Here is a 20,950-nt window from a genome sequence, read left to right as displayed (position 1 = left end):
TCATCGCCCTGCAACTCTGCGTGCTGTTTGCGCTGTTGTTCTGGCCGAACCTGTCGATGTGGCTTGTTGGATGATTGGCATGGCTGCGCAGGCGAATGACGGTGCGGTTTCGGCCTGCTTTTCGACGTGACAGACGTGATATTGGAATGGATAGCACTCTATGAAGATTACCCGACTCAAGACCTGGCAGGTGCCGCCGCGCTGGTTGTTCCTCAAGATCGAGACCGATGCAGGTGTCTATGGCTGGGGCGAGCCGGTGGTGGAGGGTCGCGCCGCCACCGTCGAGGCGGCGGTGCATGAACTCTCCGACTATCTGGTCGGTGAAGACCCGCATCGTATCGAGCATCTGTGGAACATGCTGTATCGCGCCGGCTTCTATCGCGGCGGGCCGATCCTGATGAGCGCCATTGCCGGTATCGATCAGGCGCTCTGGGACCTCAAGGGGCGTGACCTGGGCGTGCCCGTGCACCAGCTGCTGGGCGGGCGCGTGCGTGACAGGATGCGCATGTACGCCTGGACCGGCGGTGATCGCCCTCAGGACGTGGGCGAGGGCGCCAGGGCGCTGGTCGATCAGGGCTTCACGGCCTTCAAGATGAACGGCACACCGGAAATGGCTATCGTCGACTCGCATCGCAAGGTCGATGAAGCGGTCGCGCGCGTGGTCGAGGCGCGTGATGCCGTGGGGCCGGACGTGGGCATCGGCATCGACTTTCATGGCCGGGTGCATCGTCCGATGGCCAAGGCGCTGCTGCGTGAGCTGGAGCCCTATCATCCGATGTTCGTCGAGGAGCCCGTGGCGCCCGAACACCTGCCATGCCTGGCGAACATCGCCGGCGGGCTGGGCTATCCGCTGGCCACCGGTGAGCGCCTGCACACCCGCTTCGAGTTCCGTGACCTGTTGGCTCAGGGCATGATCGATGTGGTGCAGCCGGACCTCTCGCACTGTGGCGGCATCAGCGAGGGCATGAAGATCGCCAGCCTGGCGTCCTGTCATGACGTGGCCCTGGCGCCGCACTGTCCGCTCGGCCCCCTGACCCTGGCGGCTTCCCTGCATGTGGATGCGGTGAACCACAACGCCTTCATCCAGGAGCAGAGCATGGGCATCCACTACAACAAGGACAACGACGTCCTCGACTATCTGGTCGACAAGTCGGCCCTGACGATCGAGGACGGTTTCTGTGCGATTCCCGAAGGGCCCGGCCTGGGCGTCGAGATCGATGAAGCCTTCGTCGAGGAGCGGGCACAAGTCGGCCATCGCTGGCGCAATCCCGTCTGGACCCATGAAGATGGTTCCATCGCCGAATGGTGACGCAGAGGGCATGACGCCATGAACGAGATACAACGCAAGACCCTGGATGAGGCGCTGGAAACGCTGCCGCTGGTGGCCATCCTGCGCGGCATCACCCCGGAAGAAGTGGAAAGTGTCTGCGACGCCCTGGTCGATGCCGGCTTTCGCCTGATCGAGATTCCGCTCAATTCACCGCGGCCCTGGGAAAGCATCGAGCGTGCCGTGGCGCATTGTCCGGATTCGGTCCTGATCGGCGCCGGCACGGTGCTGGATGTGGCCGATGCCGAGCATCTGGCGCGGCTCGGGGCACCGCTGATGGTCACCCCCAACAGCGACCCCGAGGTGGTCCGCGCCGGGGCCGGGCAGGGGCTGGCGCCGCTGATCGGCTGCATGACGCCCAGCGAAGCCCTGGCCGCTGCACGTGCCGGGGCGCGGGCGCTCAAGCTGTTCCCGGCGGCGCGGTTGGGTACCGGCTACTTCAAGGATATCAGCGCTATCCTGCCGCCGGACCTGCCGGTGCTGGCGGTGGGCGGCGTCGAGCGTGGCAACATGGCCGAGTGGCATGCCGTCGGCGTGCGCGGTTTCGGCTTCGGCAGCAATCTCTACAAGCCGGGGCGCTCCGCCGATGACGTGGCGGCGATTGCCACCGAGCTGGTCGCGGAGTGGCGGCGTCTTGAAGGGCCGGGGCACGAGCGCCGGGAGCCGGCGCCATGAGCGAGCGCTTGATCGCCATCGATTGGGGAACCAGCAACTTTCGGGCCTTTCTGGTCGACCGCAATAGCGGGGCCTGTCTGGATAGCCATCGCTCCGACGCCGGCTTGCGCTCCCTGAGCAGTGCGGAGTTTCCGCATTATTGCCAGGCTCAGGTGGGCGGCTGGCGCGAAGGCGGGCAAGTGCCCGTCTACCTCGCCGGCATGGTCGGTTCGGCGCGAGGCTGGTGTGAGGCGCCTCAATTGCCGGTACCGGCTTCGGCCGCTGAACTGGCTGAGCAGGTCGTACCCGCGCCCGGTCTCGATAATGCGTGGATCGTGCCTGGACTCAAGGTCGTGCGCGAGGATCATGTCGACGTCATGCGGGGCGAGGAAATTCAGGCCTTTGGCGCGTTAGCATTGCAGGGTCGCGATTCTGGGCTCTGCTGCCTGCCGGGCACGCACAGCAAGTGGGTCGAGGTGAACGGGCATCAGCTGGTGGATTTCACCACCCTGATGACCGGTGAGCTGTTTCATGCCGTGCGCTTTCATACGCTGCCCGGTGAGCCTTCCCGAGAGCGTGCCGACTTCGATGACGCGGGCTTTCGACAGGGGCTGAGCACCGCCACGCACCCGGATGGTGTGCTGCATGCGTTATTCGAGGCGCGCAGTCGAACCCTGTACGCGGACCTGACCGCGGATGCCATCAGTGGCTTCCTGTCCGGTGTCCTGGTCGGGAGTGAGGTGCTCTCCCAGCGGCATCGCTGGCAGGCAACGCCGGTCACCCTGGTCGGTTCGACGGCCTTGAACTCCCTCTACCGCATGGCGCTCGAGTGGGCCGGTGCCGAGGTCAGCGAGGTGTCCAGCGATGATGCCACCCTGGCGGGGCTTTGTGCGCTGGCATCGCGCCATGACAAAGTCTGCTGAATCGGCGCCAGTCGGTTTGATGAGTCCGTGAAAATGACGGCATCCGGGTGAGAAAAAAGGCGACTCTCGAGGGTCGCCTTTTTGCGGCATTATGTCCGGGTTTTCAGGCTGGATTCCTGTCGAGATCGGCCAGGAAGGCCGTCACGATATCGCGCGGCGTATCGCGAATATCACCGCGAAAGGCTTCGCTCTCGTCGGGGGCTTCCAGGGTGGCCAGCTGGTTGTCCAGCATGTGAGAACCGTGAAAGAAATGCCCCCCGCGCTTGTCGAGACGCTGCAGCAGCGTGTCACGCTCGCCGTGCAGATAGAGAATATCCAGTCGTGGCGTGGCGGCGCGCAGCTTGTCACGGTAACGGTGCTTGAGTGCTGAGCAACCGATGACAAGCGTTTCGCCCCGCCTGTGGTAGTCGGCATAGAGGCCGGCCAGTGTGGTCAGCCAGGTTTCCCGATCCTCGTCGGTCAGGGGCTGGCCCTGCGACATTTTTTCGATACTGGACAGGCTGTGATAATCATCACCGTCCAGAAAGGTGGCATCGAGTGCCGCGGCTAGCTGGCGGCCTAGATGAGACTTTCCCGAACCGGAAACGCCCATCACGAGAATGCTTTTTGCCGTGTCATTCATGCGTCAATCGCTGTCTTGGCCACAATTAATTGACGCGATTTTAACACTTTTCAAGGCATGAAGGGGAGTGTGGAAGACGAGATGTGCCGCGGCCTTTGCCGTGTGTCATCGATAGCCTGCCATCAGGTCGCGCACCAGGGGAGTGTCGGCATCCCGATGCGTCGGCAGCTCGAAGCGTGCCTTGGCGATGGCGGTTCGCGACAGATGTGCCGCGACCAGGGTTTCCCGATCGTCGGCCGTGGCGAGCAGTTCGCCGCCCGGGCCGAGGATACGCGAGCCGCCCCAGAAGTGGCTGGCGCCTTCCGGGCCATAGCGGTTGGCCATGATTACCGGAGTGCCATAGGTCATGGCATAGAAACGCACGTTCAGGGCCCAGTTCTGCTCATTGGAAAAGTCGTCGCTGACGATGCCCGACGCCGAGTTGATGGGCGCGCAGAGCACGGTGGGGCGCGGTAGCAAGGCGGCATGTACCAGCGCCGGATTCCACAGGTCGGCACAGATCAACTGGGTGGCGGACCAACCCGGGCGGATGTCGGCGTGGGTGAGGTCCGAGCCATGCGTGAACCACTTGCCTTCCTCCAGGCCACCATAGGTGGGCAGGTTGAGCTTGCGGTGCACGGCGACCAGTTCGCCATGCTGCATGATGGCCAGCGCGTTGTAGTACTCCCCCGGGCTGGCCTCCTCGACGAAGCCGGCCACCACCTGCATGTCGCCCACGGCATGGGCCAGTCGCCGCAGCCGCGGATCTTCCAGGGGCATGGCCACGCGCATGACATCGGCGCCGAGCCCGTAACCGGTCAGCGAGAGCTCGGGGAACACCAGCAACTCGACGCCGCTCTGGCGGGCATCGTCGATGACGCTCAGGTGAGTCTCCAGATTGGTATCCACCGCACCGAGCTCGGCGTTGATCTGAGCGGCGGCAACATGAAGGTCGTCCTGATAATGCATGCGAAGCTCCTGGCAGGGGAAGAAGACGAAGGTATCTTCCCAGCCACCCTGTTCGGGCACAAGTCGTGTCAGGAGGCTGGCCCCAGCAGGGACAGCAGGTCCGTGAGAGGGCGTTCTTCCAGGCCGCTGACGACCTCCCGCAGCGGCTCGCTGCGGTCGCCCAGCACAGGCTCGGCGAGTGACCGATACTTGTCCTGGACGTCCTGCTCGGGCAAGGGATTGTGCGGATTGCCCAGAGCCTCGCAAGGCTGGCTGGAGAGAGTACGACCATCGCTCAGATGCAGTCTTGCCTGGGCCCAGCGCTCTGCGGGAAAGCAGGCGTTGAAGTCCTCACACTCGGTGATCTCGATTCGCGAAGCGAGTCTCTTGATGTCGTCGACCGCCAGATGGGTCACGGCGTCCGCATCCACCGTCCCGCGGCAGAGGGCGCATGCCACCGACCATGGCAGACTGTACTGTGCCTGCTCAGTGGTCTCCGGGTGCACGACATGCAATCGCCGGGCTTCGTGGAAGGTGAGGATGTCGACGTGCGCGATATCGGCGGGGTTCGGCAACGGGTCTGGCATGGACAGTACGGCTTCCACTGCGGGTTGGGCCCAGCGACACACCGGGTACGCCTTGAGGTACTGCTCGTGCAGGTATTCCCGTTCACCCAGGTCCTGCCAGATGTCGGCCACCTCAGGCGCTGTCATGGTCAGGGCCGGCGCACCGGTGAAGCCGTCGCGGGCCAGCAATGCCGCGGATATGCCAGTCATGGCGCCCCAGCCGGAACCGTCCTTGAGCATGGTCGGATGGTCGATGCAGCGCATCATCTGACTGCGCGGACCGTAGAATTCCGCGATACCCAGCGCATGATGCAGGCGGGTTCGGTCCAGGCCCATCAGGCGACCCGCGACAGCAGCGACGCCGAGCACGTTCCAGGCGCCCGAGGTATGGTAGTCGGGACTGGTGGCATGCAGGGCGATACCGGCTCGCGTTGCGACCTCGTAGCCGAGTGCCATCAGACCCAGAAATTCCCTGCCGGAGCACTGCTCGATTTCCGGCAAGGCCAGCAGGCCGGGAAGCAGGGCGACGCCGACATGCCCCTTGGTCAGAACCTGGCCGTCGTGGGCATCCAGTGCATCGATCAACCACGCACCGTGCAGGGCCGCGCCGGTGGGTGACGCGCGACCCTCGGAAAACAGCAGGGGGCGGTCGCCGCCGTGCTGAGCAGTCGCAAAACGGCGGGCATGCTCGGCCAATGGCGTGCGAGTGGCGCCGGCGGCAACGCCGAGCAGGTCAAGCAGGTAATGTCGGGCTCTGGCCAGGGAGGCCGGCGGAAGGTCATTCAGGGGGAAGTCGAGGATCCAGTCGAGTGGGTCCGGGGAGCTTGTCATGATGATGCCTGTTGGCGCATGGAAAAACGGGGAGCCGGACCATGGCTCCCCGGGGGGATCAGAGCAGCTCATTCTCCTTGAGGAAGTCGGCGGCGACGTCCTCGATGGTTTCGCGGTCGACATCGACGCTGGCATTGAGACTTGCCATGGTTTCATCATCGAGCAGTGAGGAGAGCTCGTTCATCTGCGCGGCCAGGTCCGGGTGGGCATCCAGGGTCTCTTCGCGCACCACCGGAGTCAGGGCATAGTCGGGGAAGAACTGCTTGTCGTCCTCCAGCACGCGCAGGTCGAGTGCGGGGATTCGCCCATTCGTCGCGGTGGTCATGGCGACATCCACGGCGCCTTGGTCCAGCGATGTGAGTGTCAGGCCCTGATCCATGCGTTTGACATTGCGTCGGCCGAACTCGAAGCCATACATTTCCTGCATTGGGCGCAGGCCATCATCACGCGAGTAGAAGGTGGCGTTGGAGGCCAGCACCAACTCCGTGCCGTTATTGATGACATCCGCCAGATCGGAAATGCTGGTGATACCCAACTTCTCGGCCTGAGGCTTGCGCATGGCCAGGGCATAGGTGTTGTTGGCTTCGGATGGATCGAGCCACACTAAGCCTTTCTGCCCATCCAGCTGCTTGACGCGCTCATAGGCCTGTTCCGGTGATAGGTCTTCGGTGACCTTGTTGTAGCTGATCAGTGATGTGCCAGTGTACTCCCAGTAGAGGTCTATCTGGCCATTTTCCTGCGCCTGACGCAGCACAGAGGTGCCCATACCGTCACGCATTTCGACCTCGTGACCGGCAGCTTCCAGGTACTGGGAAGTCATGCTGGCCAGAATGAGTTGTTCTGTGAAGTTCTTGCCGCCGACCGTGATGGGATCGGCGATGGCCATGGCGGGCGTGGCGGTCAGCATGGCGGTTGATAGCAGCGCAGTGATCAAGCGCATCACGAGATGTCCTCTGGGTATGGGGAATGGAGCCCGCCGCTCTCTGCGGCGGGCGATCGACTCACATCCATTACAAGAGATCGTTTTCGGTCAGGAAGTCGGCGGCGACGTCCTCGATGGTTTCTCGGTCGACATCGACGCTGGCATTGAGACTTGCCATGGTTTCGTCATCGAGCAGCGAAGAGAGCTCGTTCATCTGCGCGGCCAGGTCCGGGTGGGCATCCAGGGTTTCCTGGCGCACCACCGGCGTCAGGGCATAGGCCGGGAAGAAGTTCTGATCGTCTTCCAGCACCTGGAAGTCGAAGGCCGGAATGCGCCCATCGGTGGCGAAGACCAGGCCGACGTCCACCTGGCCGTCGCGCAGTGCCTGGTAGACCAGGCCGGAGTCCATGCGCTTGACGTCACCACGTCCCACGCGGAAGTCATAGGCCCTCTGCAGGGGACGCCAGCCATCCTCGCGGGCATAGAACTCGGCATTCATGGCGAATGACAGCTGTTCGTCGTCGTTGATGGCAGTGGCCAGCGCGGAGAGCGAGTCGATGCCGGTTTCCTCGACACTCTCTTCGCGCATGGCCAGGGCATAGGTGTTGTTGGCCGCCGAGGGTTCCAGCCACACCAGGCCTTTCTCGCCATCCAGCTCCTTGACGCGCTGGTAGGTTTCCTCGGGCGAAAGCGATTCGGTGACGTCGTTGTAGTTGATCAGCGAGGTGCCGGTGTACTCCCAGTAGAGGTCGATCTGACCATTTTCCTGAGCCTGGCGCAGTACGGCGGAGCCCATGCCGGCGCGGGATTCGACCTCATAGTCGAGGCCCTCCAGGTATTGGCTGGTCATGCTGGCGAGAATCTGCTGCTCGGTGAAGTTCTTGCCGCCCACGACGATTTCCTGCGCCTGGACGCTGGCCATGCTGCCTGCCAGGGCCAGGCCGGTGAGCGTTGTCATCAGTTTTTTCATGGGATTCTCCTTGGGTGACGGTCTTGTTCGGCAATGTCCGCGAACCTCGAGGTTTTGCGAACTTGCGGGCGATCAGGCGCGGGATGGATTGACTCCGCGCGGGACGATCAGGAAAGCGGTCAGGGCGATCAGGGCGTCGACCACGATGGCCAGCAGGGCCGTGGGAATGGCACCGGACAGCATCATGACCGGGTCATAAAGATCGATGCCGGTGAAGATGAGCTCGCCCAGTCCGCCGGCGCCGATCAAAAAGGCCAGTGGCACGGTGCCGACGTTGATCGTCAGGGCCGTGCGAATACCGGCGAAGATGACGTAGAGCGCGTTGGGCAGCTCGACCTTGAGCAAGCGCTGGGTCGGCGACATGCCGATGCCGGCCGCGGCTTCCATCAGGGCCGGCGAGACGCCCTTCAGGCCGGCATAGGTATTGCGCGCGATCGGTAGCAGGGTGGCCACGAACAGGCCGAACACCGCCGGTACGGTGCCGATGCCGAGAAAGCTCATCGACAGGGCCAGCACGGCCAGGGTCGGGATGGTGGTGCCGACGTTGAGCACCTGCATCAGGCTCTCGGCGGCCCTGGCCATGCTGGGGCGCGACAGCACCACGCCGAGCGGGATGGCGACCACAATCGCCAGACCACCGGACATGGCGGTCAACCACAGGTGTTGCACAGCGAGATACTGCACGTCCGGCAGGTAGAAGATGAAATCGTCGATGACCCCGCTGGACTGACTCCAGACGCCGGCAAAGAAGATGGCGGCGAGCAGCAGCAGGCGCAGCACCCCTTTCAGATTCTGTATGGGCATCGGCTCACTCCTCGGTCGCGGCGTCGGACTGTCGTTCGTCGCTCGAGCGGGGGCGGAAGCGCGAGCCCAGGTAATGTGTCATGGCGCGCTGGGTGATCTGGCCGCAGACGCGTCCCTGGTCGTCCACGCAGGGCAGCCAGGTGATGTCCTGGGCGAACATCTGTGAGGCCACCTTGCGCAGGTCGTCGTCCAGCGAGACGGTGGCCGGCACCTTCTGCACGTGATCGCGGCAATAGCCCCGGGTGGTGCGCGCCAGGGCACGGGTGATCAGGCCCAGCGGCTGACGCTTGTCGTTGACCACCAGAATGGCGTTCTGATAGCCGAAGTCGTCGATGCGCGCCAGGGCTGTCTCCAGGGTATCGCCCGGCGAGACCGTGCCGATCTCGTCACTCACGACATCACGTACCCGGACCAGGTTGAGGCGCTTGAGCGTGCGGTCTTCGCCGAGGAAGGACTCGACGAAGGCATTGCGCGGCGCCGCCAGCAGGTCATCGGGGGTGGAGTACTGGATGAGCTTGCCTTCGCGGAAGACCGCGACCTTGTCGCCCATCTTGATCGCTTCGTCGATGTCGTGACTGACGAACATGATGGTCTTCTGGAGGGCCTCCTGCATCTTGAGGAACTCGTCCTGGATGACGGCGCGGTTGATCGGGTCAATGGCCCCGAAGGGTTCGTCCATGAGCATCACCGGCGGGTCCGCGGCCAGCGCACGGGCCACACCGATCCGCTGCTGCTGGCCGCCGGAAAGCTCGCTTGGATAGCGCTTGAGGAAGGCATCGGGGTCCAGCGCGATCATGTCCATGAGTTCGCGGGCCCGCTCACGATACTTCGTCTTGTCCCAGCCCAGCAGCCTGGGAACCACCGAGATGTTTTCCTCGATGGTCATGTTGGGGAACAGGCCGATCTGCTGGATGACGTAGCCGATGTTGCGACGCAGGGTCTGGGTGTCCAGGTCCGTGGTGTCCTCGCCGTTGATGAAGACCCGGCCGGAAGACGGGCGGATGATGCGGTTGATCATCTTCAGGGTCGTGGTCTTGCCGCAGCCCGAGGGGCCGAGCAGGATGCAGATCTCGCCGGCGGCGACTTCCATGCTGATATTGTCGGCGGCGGTCACGGCCCCCTTGGGGGTGTCGAAGACCTTGGTCAGGTTATCCAGTTGAATCATGTACGCTTCCTTGAACGGTGAGCCGGTGGACGAGGAGTGCAGTCAGGCTGTTTCGGCGGCACGTTCCATGCCCAGCGGCGTCAGACGCTTCTGCAACGCCAGCAGCGCGTAATCGACGAGAATCGCCAGCAGGCTGACGGCGATGGCGCCGACGATCAGCTGGCGCGGGTCGGACTGCGAAATGCCGCGGCTGATAAAGGTACCCAGACCGCCGGCGCCGATGTAGGCGGCGATGGCCATCACGCCGATGTTGAGCACCACGGCAGTGCGCACCCCGGCCATGATGACCGGCACGGCCAGCGGGATCTCGACCATGCGCAAGCGCTGGTTCTGGCTCATGCCGATGCCGCGTGCGGCTTCGCGCAGCGCCGGGTCGACGTTGTTGATCGCCGTGTAGGTGTTGCGAATGATCGGCAACTGGGAATAGAGCAGCACGGCAATCACGGCCGGCAGGTAGCCGATGCCCTGACCGATGAGAGACAGCACCGGGATCATGATGCCGAACAGCGCGATGGAGGGGATGGTGACGATGATCGAGGCGGCATAGAGCACACTCTTGGCCAGCCGCTCGTTCTTGGTGATGGCAATCCCGATGGGCACTCCGGTCACGGTGGCAATGCCCACGGCCACACCGACCAGGGCGATATGCTCGAGCATTCGCGAGCCCAGCAGGTCGAGGTTATCCAGGGCGTATTGAATCAATTCCAAATGGAGTCTCCTTGCCGCGACGATTCTGAAACAAGCATAGCCGCTTGTCGGCCCGGGGAGCCGCCATGTGTCGTGGTCGCCGGGCGCTTCATGAAGAGCTAGCTTAGCAAAGCGCTGTAGCGGTATGGATGACGATGCGCAATGACACGAATTGCCGGCTGTGATGCCGTGCATGGTGCCGGTCGCGATGCCATTAAAAATGAGAATGATTGGCGTTCTTTCGCAATCGGCCGTGAACATGTCGAGAAACGCCCGATTTTGCGCGTGAAATGGTCGGCAAGACTTCACATCATATCGATACAGGACTAAAATGGTCCGCAATCGATCACCTGAAGGGCGAATCCCGGGGAGCCAGGCGTGTTGAAGCTTTCCAGACTGACCGACTACGCGGCAGTAGTGATGGCCCAGATCGCTCGTCATCCCGAACAGCCGCATGCGGCAGCCGAACTGGCCGAGGCGGTATCGCTGCCGCATCCCACGGTCAGCAAGACATTGAAGATGCTGGTGCGTGCCGGACTGCTGGAGTCCCGGCGCGGTGCTCAGGGAGGCTACTCGCTGGCGCGATCGGCGTCGCACATCTCCGCCAGTGATATCATCTCGGCCATCGAAGGCCCGGTGGCCATGACCGAGTGCAGTCAGGCGGAAGGTGACTGCGACCTGGTATCGGTCTGCGGCGTATCGGACAACTGGCAGCGCGTCTCGCTGGCCGTACGGGCCCTGCTCGACAGCGTGACCCTGGCGCATCTGGCCGATACCACACCGATCAAGTTACCCGTTCAGCTACCCATTCAGAGCGTGAGCCTGGCCGCAGAGGCCTGAGGTCCGCGACTTCATTACCCGAGGCGAGCCGTGCTCGCCGACCCAATCAGCCCGGGGAGGGGACAACATCATGGCAAGTCAGGAAATGGAAGAGCTCGTCCGTCGCGAATACAAGGAAGGGTTCGTGACCGACATCGAGAGCGATACGCTACCGCCGGGCCTGGATGAGGACACCATCGCCTTTATCTCGAAGAAGAAGGGCGAGCCGCAGTGGATGCTGGATTGGCGCCTCCAGGCCTACCAGCAGTGGTTGAAGATGACGACGCCATCCTGGGCGCACCTGGACTATCCGCCCATCGACTACCAGGCCATCTCCTATTACAGCGCGCCCAAGCGCGAAGAGGACAAGCCCCAGAGTCTCGACGAAGTCGATCCCAAGCTGCTCGAGACCTACGAAAAGCTGGGCATTCCGCTCCACGAGCGGGCTGCGCTGGCGGGCGTGGCCGTGGATGCGGTCTTCGACTCGGTGTCGGTGACCACCACCTTCAAGGAGAAGCTGCAAGAGGCAGGCGTGATCTTCTGCTCGATCTCCGAGGCGATCCAGGATTATCCCGAGCTGGTCCAGCAGTATCTGGGAAGTGTGGTGCCGCAGGGTGACAACTATTTCGCGGCGCTCAACTCGGCGGTGTTCACCGACGGCTCCTTCGTCTTCGTGCCGGAAGGCGTGACCTGCCCCATGGAGCTCTCGACCTATTTCCGCATCAACGCGGCCAACACCGGCCAGTTCGAACGGACCCTGATCATCTGCGAGAGCCAGGCCGAGGTGTCGTATCTCGAGGGCTGCACGGCGCCGCAGCGCGACGAGAACCAGCTCCACGCCGCCGTGGTCGAGCTGGTGGCGCTGGATGATGCCAAGATCAAGTACTCCACGGTACAGAACTGGTACCCCGGTGATGAGGACGGCAATGGCGGGATTTACAACTTCGTCACCAAGCGTGGCGACTGCCGTGGCGAGCGTTCCCACATCAGCTGGACCCAGGTCGAGACCGGTTCGGCGATCACCTGGAAGTACCCGTCCTGCATGCTGCGCGGCAAGGACAGCGTCGGCGAGTTCTACTCGGTGGCGGTGACCAATGGTCGTCAGCAGGCCGATACCGGCACCAAGATGATCCACATCGGCGAGGGCACTCGCTCCACCATCGTCTCCAAGGGGATCGCGGCGGGCCGCTCCGACCAGTCGTATCGCGGCCTGGTCAAGGTCGGGCCGCGGGCCAAGGGCGCGCGCAACTTCACCCAGTGCGACTCCCTGCTGATCGGCGATACCTGTGGTGCCCACACCTTCCCGTATCAGGAAATCGGCAACAGCACCGCCAAGGTGGAGCACGAGGCGACCACCTCCAAGATCGGCGAGGACCAGCTGTTCTACTGCCAGAGCCGCGGCATCGGCGAGGAAGACGCGGTCAACATGATCGTCAATGGCTTCTGCAAGGATGTCTTCCAGGAGCTGCCGATGGAGTTCGCCGTGGAGGCGGAGGCGTTGCTGAATGTGACTCTGGAAGGCGCTGTGGGTTAAGGCCTCTGGGTTGACGACGGCGTGATGAGCGCCGGGGACGAGCCGAAGCGAGGGTCATCCGCCATGGATGGCGGATGTAGCGCCCAGGGATGGGTTTACAGCGCCCTCGCGGCGACTCGTCGCCGGAACAGCTCATCATCCCCGCTAGAGAAAGGGGGCCTGCAAGAGGGCCCGAGAGGCGGAAACGAATTCATCTATGCGAGCCGCCGCGGCGGCTGATAGCTCAAAAGGTAGTCAAGATGCTCGAAGTCAAGGATCTGCACGTCACGGTCGAGGGTTCCGAGATCCTCAAGGGCCTGAACCTGACCATCGGTCCGGGAGAAGTCCATGCCCTGATGGGCCCCAACGGGGCCGGCAAGTCCACGCTGTCGGCGGTCATCGCCGGCAAGGACGGCTATGAGGTGACGAGCGGTTCGATCACCTTCGAAGGCCGGGATGTCCTGGAGATGGAAATCGAGGAGCGCGCCCAGGCGGGCCTGCTGCTGGGCTTCCAGTATCCGGTCGAGATTCCGGGCGTGAAGAATATCTATCTGCTCAAGGCGGCACTCAACGCCCAGCGCGCCGCGCGTGGTGAAGAAGAAATCGCGGCGCCGGACTTCATGAAACTGGTCAAGGAAAAGGTCAGCTTCATGAAGATGGATACCAGCTTCCTGCAGCGTGCCGTCAATGAAGGCTTCTCCGGTGGCGAGAAGAAGCGCAACGAGATTCTGCAGATGCTGGTGCTGCAGCCCAAGCTGGCCATGCTCGACGAAATCGACTCGGGACTCGACATCGATGCCATGCGGGTCGTGGCCGACGGCGTCAATTCGCTGCGCGGTGACGACAAGGGCATCCTGCTGGTGACTCACTACCAGCGCCTGCTGGACTACATCGTTCCCGACCGGGTGCATGTGCTGGTCGAGGGTCGCATTGCCAAGAGCGGTGATGCCGATCTGGCACGTGAACTCGAATCCCGTGGTTATGACTGGGTCGTGGAGGACTCTGCGGCATGAGTGACGAACAGCGCTTTCTCGATCGCCTGGCCGAGCGCAACGCCCAGCGCGGCAACGAGCCGACCTGGATCGCGGCGCGCCGTCAGGCCGGTGCAGCACGCTTCGAAGCGCTCGGCTTTCCGCATCGTCGCGTCGAAGACTGGAAGTACACCAATGTGCGCGACATCGCGCGCACGGACTTCACCCTGGCCGGCGACGCCGAGTTCTCGCCGGCCACTGCCGCGGCACTGACGCTGCCGGTGGATGCCCATCGCCTGACCTTCGTGGATGGCGTCTTCGCCCCGGCGCTCTCGGCCCTCGGCGACCTGCCCGAAGGCGTGCAGGTGCTGCCGCTGTCGCAGGCCCTGGAAGACAATCACGAAGCCGTGGGTGGCCCGCTGGGTCGTTTGACCGGCGTTGACTTCTCGGCCTTCGCCGCGCTCAATACGGCCTTCATGGAAGAAGGCGCCGTGGTACGCCTGGCGCCGCGCACCGTGGTCGACAAGCCGATCGTGCTGCAATTCCTGTCCCGCTCCGGCGAGCACCAGGTCATGAGTCATCCGCGCATTCTGGTCGAGGCCGCAAGCAGCAGCCAGGCCACGCTGATCGAACATCATGTCGGCGAAGCCGAGGCGGCGAATTTCACCAACCTGGTGGAAGAGATCATCCTCGACCGCGGTGCCATCCTGACTCACTACAAGCTGCAGGAAGCGCCGATCAAGGACAGTCATATCGCCAGCATTCACATCGAGCAGGCGCGTGACAGCCGCTATGTGTCGTTCAACCTCAATCTGGGGGGCGGCCTGGTGCGCAATGATCTGGTCACCGAGCTCAACGGCGAGGGTGCCGAGGCGGTCTTCAATGGCCTCTTCTATGGTCAGGGCCGTCAGCATGTCGATAACCATACCTGGGCCAACCACAATGCCCCGCGGACCTTCTCCCACGAGAACTACAAGGGCATTCTCGATGACCGCGCCCATGGCGTGTTCAACGGCAAGGTAGTGGTCAAGCGCGACAGCCAGCAGATCGAAGCGGACCAGAGCAATGCCAACCTGCTGCTGTCCGATCGTGCCGAAATCGATACCAAGCCCGAGCTCGAGATCTATGCCGATGACGTCAAGTGTGCGCACGGGGCGACCACCGGCCAGCTCGATGAAGAAGCGGTCTTTGCGCTGCGCACCCGCGGCATCGACGAGCAGACGGCGCGTGGCTTGTTGACCCTGGCCTTCGCCGGCGAGGTGATGGATCTGGTCGATCTGGATGCGGTATCCGAGCGAGTCGAGCTCGCCGTGGCCGGCAAGCTGCCGGAGCGCTTCAATCTGGCCGGCCTGGTGGAAACTGCCTCGGCACTCAACGAGGAATAGTCATGGCTGACTTCAACGACCTCATGCTGGATGTCGCAAGGGTCCGTCGTGACTTCCCGATACTCGGGCGCGAGGTGCATGGCAGGCCGCTGGTCTATCTCGACAATGCCGCGACCTGCCAGACACCACGTCAGGTCATCGATGTCTTCGATGACTACTATGGGCGTTACAACGCCAATATCCATCGCGGCCTGCATACCCTCGCCGACGAAGCGACCGAAGCGTTCGAGGGTACGCGCGAGAAGGTGCGTGCGCACCTGGGAGCCGCCGAGACGCGTGAAATCGTCTTCACGCGCGGCACCACCGAGGCGATCAATCTGGTGGCCGGCAGCTGGGGGCGCGTCAACCTCCAGCAGGGTGACGAGGTGCTGATCTCGCGCCTCGAGCATCACTCCAATATCGTGCCCTGGCAACTGCTGTCACGCGAGCTGGGGTTCACCATCCGAGTGATTCCGGTGGACGAGCGTGGAGTGCTGGATCAGTCGGCCTACCGTGATCTGCTGAGCGAGCGGACCCGGCTGGTCGCGGTCAACCACGTGTCCAATGCCCTGGGCACCGTCAATCCGGTGGCCGAGATGGCCACCCTGGCCCACCAGCATGGTGCCCTCATCCTGGTCGATGGCGCCCAGGCGGTGCCCCATCAGCGCGTCGATGTGCAGGCGCTGGGCGTGGACTTCTACGCCTTCTCCGGTCACAAGGTCTATGGTCCGACCGGTGTCGGCGCGCTCTATGGCCGCGCCGAGCTGCTCGAGGCCATGCCTCCCTGGCAGGGGGGCGGCGAGATGATCGAGACGGTGTCCTTCGAGTCACCGACCACCTTCGCCGACATCCCGCACAGGTTCGAGGCGGGGACCCCGGCCATCGCCGAGGTCATTGCCCTGGGCCGGGCGCTGCAGTGGGTCGAAGGGATCGGACTGGACCTGATCCAGGCCTGGGAAGCACGCCTGCTGCAGCATGCCACGGAGAGTGTCGCGTCGATCGAGGGGCTGCGCGTGCTGGGCACGTCGCCCGACAAGGCAGCGGTGCTGTCCTTCGTGGTGGATGGCGCCCATGCCCAGGATATCGGGCTGCTGGTCGACCAGATGGGCGTGGCGATACGCACCGGGCATCATTGTGCCCAGCCGTTGCTGGCGTCCCTGGGGGTCGAGGCCACCTGCCGCGCTTCCTTCGCCGCCTACAACACACCCGAGGAAGTCGACGTCTTCGTCGAGGCGCTGCAGCGCGTGGTCGGGATGCTGCGCTGAGCGAAAGCCGAGGAGACTCATGAGTGATATTGATGCACTGGCCGGTGTCACCAAGGGGCAGGTGCTGCCCCTGCAGCGTGATGTCGAGGCCATCGCCATTCCGTTCGGCAAGACCGAGACATTGCCCGAGGACAGCGAAGTCACGGTGATGCAGGCCAAGGGTGGCACGGTCAGTGTGGGCCTGGAAGGGCGCATGTATCTGATCGAGGGCAGTCAGCTCGATGCCCTGGGACTGGACGCCGTGCCTGCCCCGACGCTGCCGGAAGATGCCTCGGAAGAGGACATCGAGGCCTTCGTCTGGGAGCAGTTGCGGACCTGTTTCGATCCGGAAATCCCGGTCAACATCGTCGAACTGGGACTGGTCTACGGGTGCCGCATCGAGCGTCTGATCAGTGGCGAACGGATGGTCACCATTCGCATGACGCTGACGGCGCCGGGCTGCGGCATGGGCGATGTCATCGCCGCCGATGCGCGCAACAAGATCCTGGGCGCGCCCCAGGTCAGCAAGGTACACACCGAAATTGTCTTCGACCCGCCCTGGAGTCGCGAGATGATGAGTGAGGAAGCCAAGCTCGAGCTGGGGATGTTCTGAGCGCCAACCGTCCAACTCGCGAGCCTGCCTCCATGACACTGGTGCAGGGAAACTGCGCATGAGCTGCCTTCGGGATTGGGAAAATCGATGCTCTCGCTACCATGGAAAACCTTCCGAATCCTGCTGATGCTGCTCGGCGGAGGCACCCTGCTGGCCCTGCTGCTGTTTCTGGCCGGCAATGTCTGGGTGCTGACCAGCACCAGCGGACGCATCGAAACCGAGTTGGCGAAGTGTCAGCCGCGGCAGGTGGGGATCATCTTCGGCACCTCGCACTGGACGCGCAGCGGGGCGCGCAACCCGCATTTCGAAGGCCGCATGCGGGCCGCGGCCGGCCTGATTCAAGAGCGCAAGGTCGACCATCTGCTGTTGTCGGGCGACAACAGCACCCGCTACTACAACGAGCCGATCACCATGTGGAAGGATCTGCTCGACCGTGGTGTGCCGGAATCGGCCATGACACTGGATTATGCCGGTTTCAGTACCTTCGACACGCTCATCCGGGCGCGCGATGTCTTCACCGTGCAGCGCGCCCTGCTGGTCACTCAGGACTGGCACCTGCCACGGGCGCTGTTCATTGCTGATGCACTGGGCATCGAGGTACAAGGCTGTGTGGCCCCGACGCAGCCTTCCGATGGCACCTGGCGTCTCAGGGCCAGGGAGTGGCTGGCACGCGTGGCGACGCTGGGGGATCTGTATGTCTGGGGGCGCGAGCCGCACTTCCTGGGGCCCCAGGAGCCCCTGCAGATCACGCCGCGACCCGATCTCAGCGTCGCTGCCCCTGCTTCTGAAGGCGATACAGCTCGCGAATCAGAGCACGACAGTTCCGCCAGCACTCCTCAATGACCGGTTCGATGGCCTCGGGCAGGGGATGCGTGAGCAGTGTCGAGAGTGACTGCATGAGGACGCGCTCCTGCTCGAGGAGCTCGTTGATCAGCACCTGACTGTCATTGCCGACGAAGCTCTTCAAGCGGCTCCATAGCCACATGTAGTCGTCGCGCTCGACGTCGGCGTCACGGGGGAGAAGGTCGAGGTGACGGCGCGCCAGCGTCTGCAGCTTGCGCATCAGCTTGCTGCGTTCCTCGAACTGGGGCTTCAAGGCGTCACGCAGGCTGGGGCGCAGGCGCTCGAGGTTGTCCTGGAAATAATCGATGCTGTCGGCCAGTGCTTCCAGAGCACTGTCCATCGCCACCTGGCGATTATCAAGAAACATGCGCGTTCACCTCCTCCGGTGACGCAGATTGTGGGGGTGTCGAGTGACTTTTGCCACCCCCGTGGACGATTAAATTGCCGCCCTGGCCTTAGCCTTTAGGCTTGGGCGGCGTCTTGCGCCTGGGTGTGGCGCTCTTCTCCATGTGTTCGATGATCAGGTTGGCGATATCCCGGCCGGTGGCGGTCTCGATGCCCTGCAGCCCCGGGGAGGAGTTGACCTCCATGATGACGGGCCCATGGTTGGAGCGTAGCAGGTCGACCCCGGCCACCTGCAGGCCCATGGCCTTGGCGGCCCGGGTGGCGGTGGAGCGTTCCTCCGGGGTGATGCGAATCACGCTGGCGCTGCCGCCCCGATGCAGGTTGGAGCGAAACTCGCCATCGGCCGCCTGGCGCTTCATGGCGGCCACGACCTTGTCGCCGATGACCAGGCAGCGGATGTCGGCGCCCTTGGCTTCCTTGATGTATTCCTGAACCATGATGTTGGCCTTCATGCCCATGAAGGCCTGAATGACCGACTCGGCGGCCTGGTTGGTCTCGGCGAGGACCACGCCGATGCCCTGGGTGCCCTCCAGCAGTTTGATGACCAGCGGGGCGCCACGCACCATGGTGATCAAGTCCGGAATATCGTCAGGCGAGTGCGCAAAGCCCGTCACCGGCAGGCCGATGCCCTTGCGCGACAGCAGCTGCAGCGAACGCAGCTTGTCGCGGGAGCGGGTGATCGAGACGCTGTCGTTGAGCACCTGGGTGCCCATCATCTCGAACTGGCGCAGCACGGCGCAGCCATAGAAGGTGACCGAGGAACCGATGCGCGGGATGACGGCATCGAAGGGTTCCAGCTCGGCGCCCTTGTAATGGATGGAAGGGTGATGCGAGGCGATGCTCATGTAGCAGCGCAGGGTATCGACGACCCGAGTACTGTGCCCCCGTGCCTCGGCTGCCTCCAGCAGTCGGCGCGAAGAGTAGAGGTTGCGATTGCGTGACAGCAGCGCGATATGCATGGCGATTCTCCGTTGTGGGGAAGGGCCGAGAGAACCTTGGCCTCAGGGCTCACCGTGAAGGAAACCGGCGCCGGGGGCTACCAGTACGCGTCTTAACGCTCGGCGGCCGAGCAGCATGGGATGGCGCATGTCGCGACGGTCGGTCAGGGTGAGCTCGACCGGAAACTCGAGCTCACCCAGTTGCATAGACGTACGCACCACGAAGCGCCATTCGGTCTGGCCGTTGGAGCTGGTGACGCGTCGTCGGTCGTGCAGTGGCAGGCACTGCTCGTGAGCGGGGCTGGCCGGTCCGCCACCACGCGAAGTGAAGCGCACCCAGGGGTGCCCGTCATGCTCGAAGGTTTCGATGTCCTCGGCATGCAGAGAGGACGTGCGCGCCCCCGTGTCGACCTTGGCGCAAAGCGTCAGGTTCAGGGCGGGCAGGGTGACCATCTCGCGGCGACCGACGATGGCCTTGGCCTGGTAGGGCAACTCCTTCATGACGCTATCTCCTCTGGCTCCTGGAACGGCGCTGGCTTACCGGGGCAGACTGGCCAGGCGTCTGCCGATGGGCGACGTCGGCTCGGCCTCGCGCAGTGTCATCAACACGGGCAAGCGTAGCCGGGGTATCAGGGCCAGGTCGCGTGCCACGGCGGAAAAGTCGGCGCGCGGTTCGTTGGCCAGTCGGGTCAGAAAACGCGGGAGTCGCTCGGCATGCTCCAGGTGATGCCAACCCCGGCCCGCCATGGCCGCCAGCAGATCCGGGCCGCATGCCTGCTCGTCGGCGAGCAGGGTGTCGTACCAGTCACCGGTCTTTTCCTCGTCGGCACCACTGACGGCTCTGACACAGGCACAGAATGTCTCGATATCGCCATCGCTGGCGGCCTGCTCGCCGCGCTGGCGCAAGCGGTCGGCCAGCTCATCGAGGATGGCGACATGTTCCAGACAGTAGCACAGTGATACCAGCACCTCACTCGGCAGTGTAGCAATCGAGCGGGCCAGCTGGTGCTGGGCATCGGCGTCCATGCGCACCGCAAAGTCGGCAAGGCCTTGCAGGCCCAGTGCCTGCCAGTCGAGTGTCTGCTGGCCCGACAGATAAGCCTCCACCGGCTCCAGATGCTGGCTCGCCGGGCGCTCGAAATCATGGCTGGCGCGGGCGTGCAGCATGGCCTGAAAGGTGGTCGAGGGCGTGAAGGCCAGGGGATTGTCCTTCATCAGGTTGTCGATCTCGCTGCTGTCCTCGCGCCCGAGCCCCTGGACGTTGCGCCCCAGTGTCTCCAGCAAGCGCTGCAGGAAGGCGTCACGGGCTGCCGGGTCCAGCTGGCCCTGTTCATCGAGCGGCAGCGCCAAAAACCAGATGAGTGGATCCTGAAGGTCTCCCAGCCGAAACACCATGGCCAGCCGTGCCTGGCTCTGCCAGGGGGCCGGCCAGGCCGCGCCGTCGTGCTCCAGGGCACGCAGGCTCTCCAGCTCGCAGGGTACGACGCGGCGGCCCAGGTGGTACAGCCGCACCTCGGCACCGGTGCGGACGAAAAAGTCGTGAAGGCTATCAATCGATTGCATGCGGTCTCCCAGCTCAGGACTCGTACCTTACAATGGGGGCGCCATCCTGTCAGCCGATGCCGGCGTGCGTCAGTGGAGGCTGATCATTGATTGACCAACGGCGTGGAGTGCCCGTCAGGTCTGGCCCGGGAGCATGTGTTCAAGGTTTATCCACAGCTGCATGCAGGACTTCTGTGTATTAACCGCCTGTGTCCCGCCTATGATGTTCATAAGCAGAAGCCATTGGCCATGGCACGGGACTTTGTCCAGCATCTGTGTAAAAATGGAATATAGAGAAAG

The 20,950-nt window shown here is 63.6% G+C and carries 22 protein-coding genes; 10 read left to right on the top strand and 12 right to left on the bottom strand.

What is annotated here, in order from left to right:
- Positions 1-160: 160 nt before the first annotated feature.
- From dgoD to QWY79_RS10610, 3 genes are read left to right on the top strand one after another with little or no spacing between them, the layout of a single operon-like run.
- The gene (gene dgoD, locus QWY79_RS10620) at positions 161-1,309 is read left to right on the top strand and encodes a galactonate dehydratase (RefSeq protein ID WP_290272537.1); all 1,149 of its coding nucleotides are present in this window, start codon (positions 161-163) and stop codon (positions 1,307-1,309) included.
- A gap of 18 nt (positions 1,310-1,327) precedes the next feature.
- Entirely contained in the window at positions 1,328-2,002 is a 675-nt protein-coding gene (locus QWY79_RS10615) for a 2-dehydro-3-deoxy-6-phosphogalactonate aldolase (protein ID WP_290272535.1), read from the top strand.
- On the top strand, positions 1,999-2,904 hold the full coding sequence (locus tag QWY79_RS10610) for a 2-dehydro-3-deoxygalactonokinase (protein ID WP_290272533.1): 906 nt from the start codon (positions 1,999-2,001) through the stop codon (positions 2,902-2,904). Before QWY79_RS10615 ends, QWY79_RS10610 begins: the two co-directional genes overlap by 4 nt.
- Positions 2,905-3,007: 103 nt before the next feature.
- Here the strand turns inward: QWY79_RS10610 and QWY79_RS10605 are convergent, their stop codons facing one another.
- From QWY79_RS10605 to QWY79_RS10570, 8 genes are all read right to left on the bottom strand, one after another.
- Positions 3,008-3,526 (bottom strand): gluconokinase, encoded by a 519-nt coding sequence (locus QWY79_RS10605; protein WP_290272531.1) that lies wholly within the window; start codon positions 3,524-3,526, stop codon positions 3,008-3,010.
- 105 nt (positions 3,527-3,631) lie between these two features.
- Complete coding sequence (locus QWY79_RS10600) at positions 3,632-4,474, bottom strand: nitrilase-related carbon-nitrogen hydrolase (protein ID WP_290272529.1); 843 nt, start codon at positions 4,472-4,474, stop codon at positions 3,632-3,634.
- A 68-nt stretch (positions 4,475-4,542) separates the two neighbouring features.
- Entirely contained in the window at positions 4,543-5,850 is a 1,308-nt protein-coding gene (locus QWY79_RS10595) for an MmgE/PrpD family protein (protein ID WP_290272526.1), read from the bottom strand.
- 58 nt (positions 5,851-5,908) lie between these two features.
- Positions 5,909-6,790, bottom strand: coding sequence for a glycine betaine ABC transporter substrate-binding protein (locus QWY79_RS10590; protein WP_290272524.1), 882 nt, complete (start codon positions 6,788-6,790; stop codon positions 5,909-5,911).
- Positions 6,791-6,860: 70 nt separating this feature from the next.
- A complete protein-coding gene (locus tag QWY79_RS10585) occupies positions 6,861-7,742 on the bottom strand; it encodes a glycine betaine ABC transporter substrate-binding protein (protein WP_290272522.1) in 882 nt (293 codons plus the stop codon).
- 72 nt (positions 7,743-7,814) lie between these two features.
- The gene (locus QWY79_RS10580) at positions 7,815-8,546 is read right to left on the bottom strand and encodes an ABC transporter permease (RefSeq protein WP_290272520.1); all 732 of its coding nucleotides are present in this window, start codon (positions 8,544-8,546) and stop codon (positions 7,815-7,817) included.
- A 4-nt stretch (positions 8,547-8,550) separates the two neighbouring features.
- The gene (locus QWY79_RS10575) at positions 8,551-9,711 is read right to left on the bottom strand and encodes an ABC transporter ATP-binding protein (protein WP_290272518.1); all 1,161 of its coding nucleotides are present in this window, start codon (positions 9,709-9,711) and stop codon (positions 8,551-8,553) included.
- 42 nt (positions 9,712-9,753) lie between these two features.
- The gene (locus tag QWY79_RS10570) at positions 9,754-10,419 is read right to left on the bottom strand and encodes an ABC transporter permease (protein ID WP_141318414.1); all 666 of its coding nucleotides are present in this window, start codon (positions 10,417-10,419) and stop codon (positions 9,754-9,756) included.
- Between the two features lie 357 nt (positions 10,420-10,776).
- Between QWY79_RS10570 and QWY79_RS10565 the strand changes: the two genes are divergently transcribed.
- From QWY79_RS10565 to QWY79_RS10535, 7 genes are all read left to right on the top strand, one after another.
- A complete protein-coding gene (locus QWY79_RS10565) occupies positions 10,777-11,238 on the top strand; it encodes an SUF system Fe-S cluster assembly regulator (RefSeq protein ID WP_141318416.1) in 462 nt (153 codons plus the stop codon).
- 70 nt (positions 11,239-11,308) lie between these two features.
- On the top strand, positions 11,309-12,751 hold the full coding sequence (sufB, locus tag QWY79_RS10560; protein ID WP_141318418.1) for a Fe-S cluster assembly protein SufB: 1,443 nt from the start codon (positions 11,309-11,311) through the stop codon (positions 12,749-12,751).
- Positions 12,752-12,990: 239 nt separating this feature from the next.
- Positions 12,991-13,743 (top strand): Fe-S cluster assembly ATPase SufC, encoded by a 753-nt coding sequence (sufC, locus tag QWY79_RS10555; protein WP_141318420.1) that lies wholly within the window; start codon positions 12,991-12,993, stop codon positions 13,741-13,743.
- Positions 13,740-15,086, top strand: coding sequence for a Fe-S cluster assembly protein SufD (gene sufD / locus QWY79_RS10550; RefSeq protein ID WP_290272513.1), 1,347 nt, complete (start codon positions 13,740-13,742; stop codon positions 15,084-15,086). The genes sufC and sufD overlap by 4 nt, the downstream gene beginning before the upstream one ends.
- 2 nt (positions 15,087-15,088) lie before the next feature.
- Complete coding sequence (locus QWY79_RS10545; protein WP_290272511.1) at positions 15,089-16,330, top strand: aminotransferase class V-fold PLP-dependent enzyme; 1,242 nt, start codon at positions 15,089-15,091, stop codon at positions 16,328-16,330.
- 19 nt (positions 16,331-16,349) lie between these two features.
- Positions 16,350-16,922: a putative Fe-S cluster assembly protein SufT gene (gene sufT / locus QWY79_RS10540; RefSeq protein ID WP_290272509.1), complete on the top strand. Its 573-nt coding sequence runs from the start codon at positions 16,350-16,352 to the stop codon at positions 16,920-16,922.
- Between the two features lie 87 nt (positions 16,923-17,009).
- Positions 17,010-17,765 (top strand): SanA/YdcF family protein, encoded by a 756-nt coding sequence (locus QWY79_RS10535; RefSeq protein WP_290272507.1) that lies wholly within the window; start codon positions 17,010-17,012, stop codon positions 17,763-17,765.
- On the opposite strand, the gene QWY79_RS10530 is transcribed toward QWY79_RS10535, so the two are convergent.
- From QWY79_RS10530 to QWY79_RS10515, 4 genes are all read right to left on the bottom strand, one after another.
- Complete coding sequence (locus QWY79_RS10530; RefSeq protein ID WP_290272505.1) at positions 17,686-18,132, bottom strand: hypothetical protein; 447 nt, start codon at positions 18,130-18,132, stop codon at positions 17,686-17,688. The genes QWY79_RS10535 and QWY79_RS10530 overlap by 80 nt on opposite strands.
- 88 nt (positions 18,133-18,220) lie before the next feature.
- Positions 18,221-19,129: a 30S ribosomal protein S6--L-glutamate ligase gene (gene rimK, locus QWY79_RS10525; RefSeq protein WP_290272503.1), complete on the bottom strand. Its 909-nt coding sequence runs from the start codon at positions 19,127-19,129 to the stop codon at positions 18,221-18,223.
- A gap of 42 nt (positions 19,130-19,171) precedes the next feature.
- A complete protein-coding gene (locus QWY79_RS10520; RefSeq protein ID WP_290272501.1) occupies positions 19,172-19,609 on the bottom strand; it encodes an ATP-dependent zinc protease family protein in 438 nt (145 codons plus the stop codon).
- A 36-nt stretch (positions 19,610-19,645) separates the two neighbouring features.
- Entirely contained in the window at positions 19,646-20,671 is a 1,026-nt protein-coding gene (locus QWY79_RS10515) for a DUF3549 family protein (protein ID WP_290272499.1), read from the bottom strand.
- Positions 20,672-20,950 lie beyond the last annotated feature (279 nt).

The organism is Halomonas sabkhae, assembly GCF_030409265.1.
Lineage (GTDB): Bacteria > Pseudomonadota > Gammaproteobacteria > Pseudomonadales > Halomonadaceae > Halomonas > Halomonas halmophila.
Note: the sequence above shows the minus strand (reverse complement) of the source record. Positions and strands in the feature narration are given on the sequence as shown.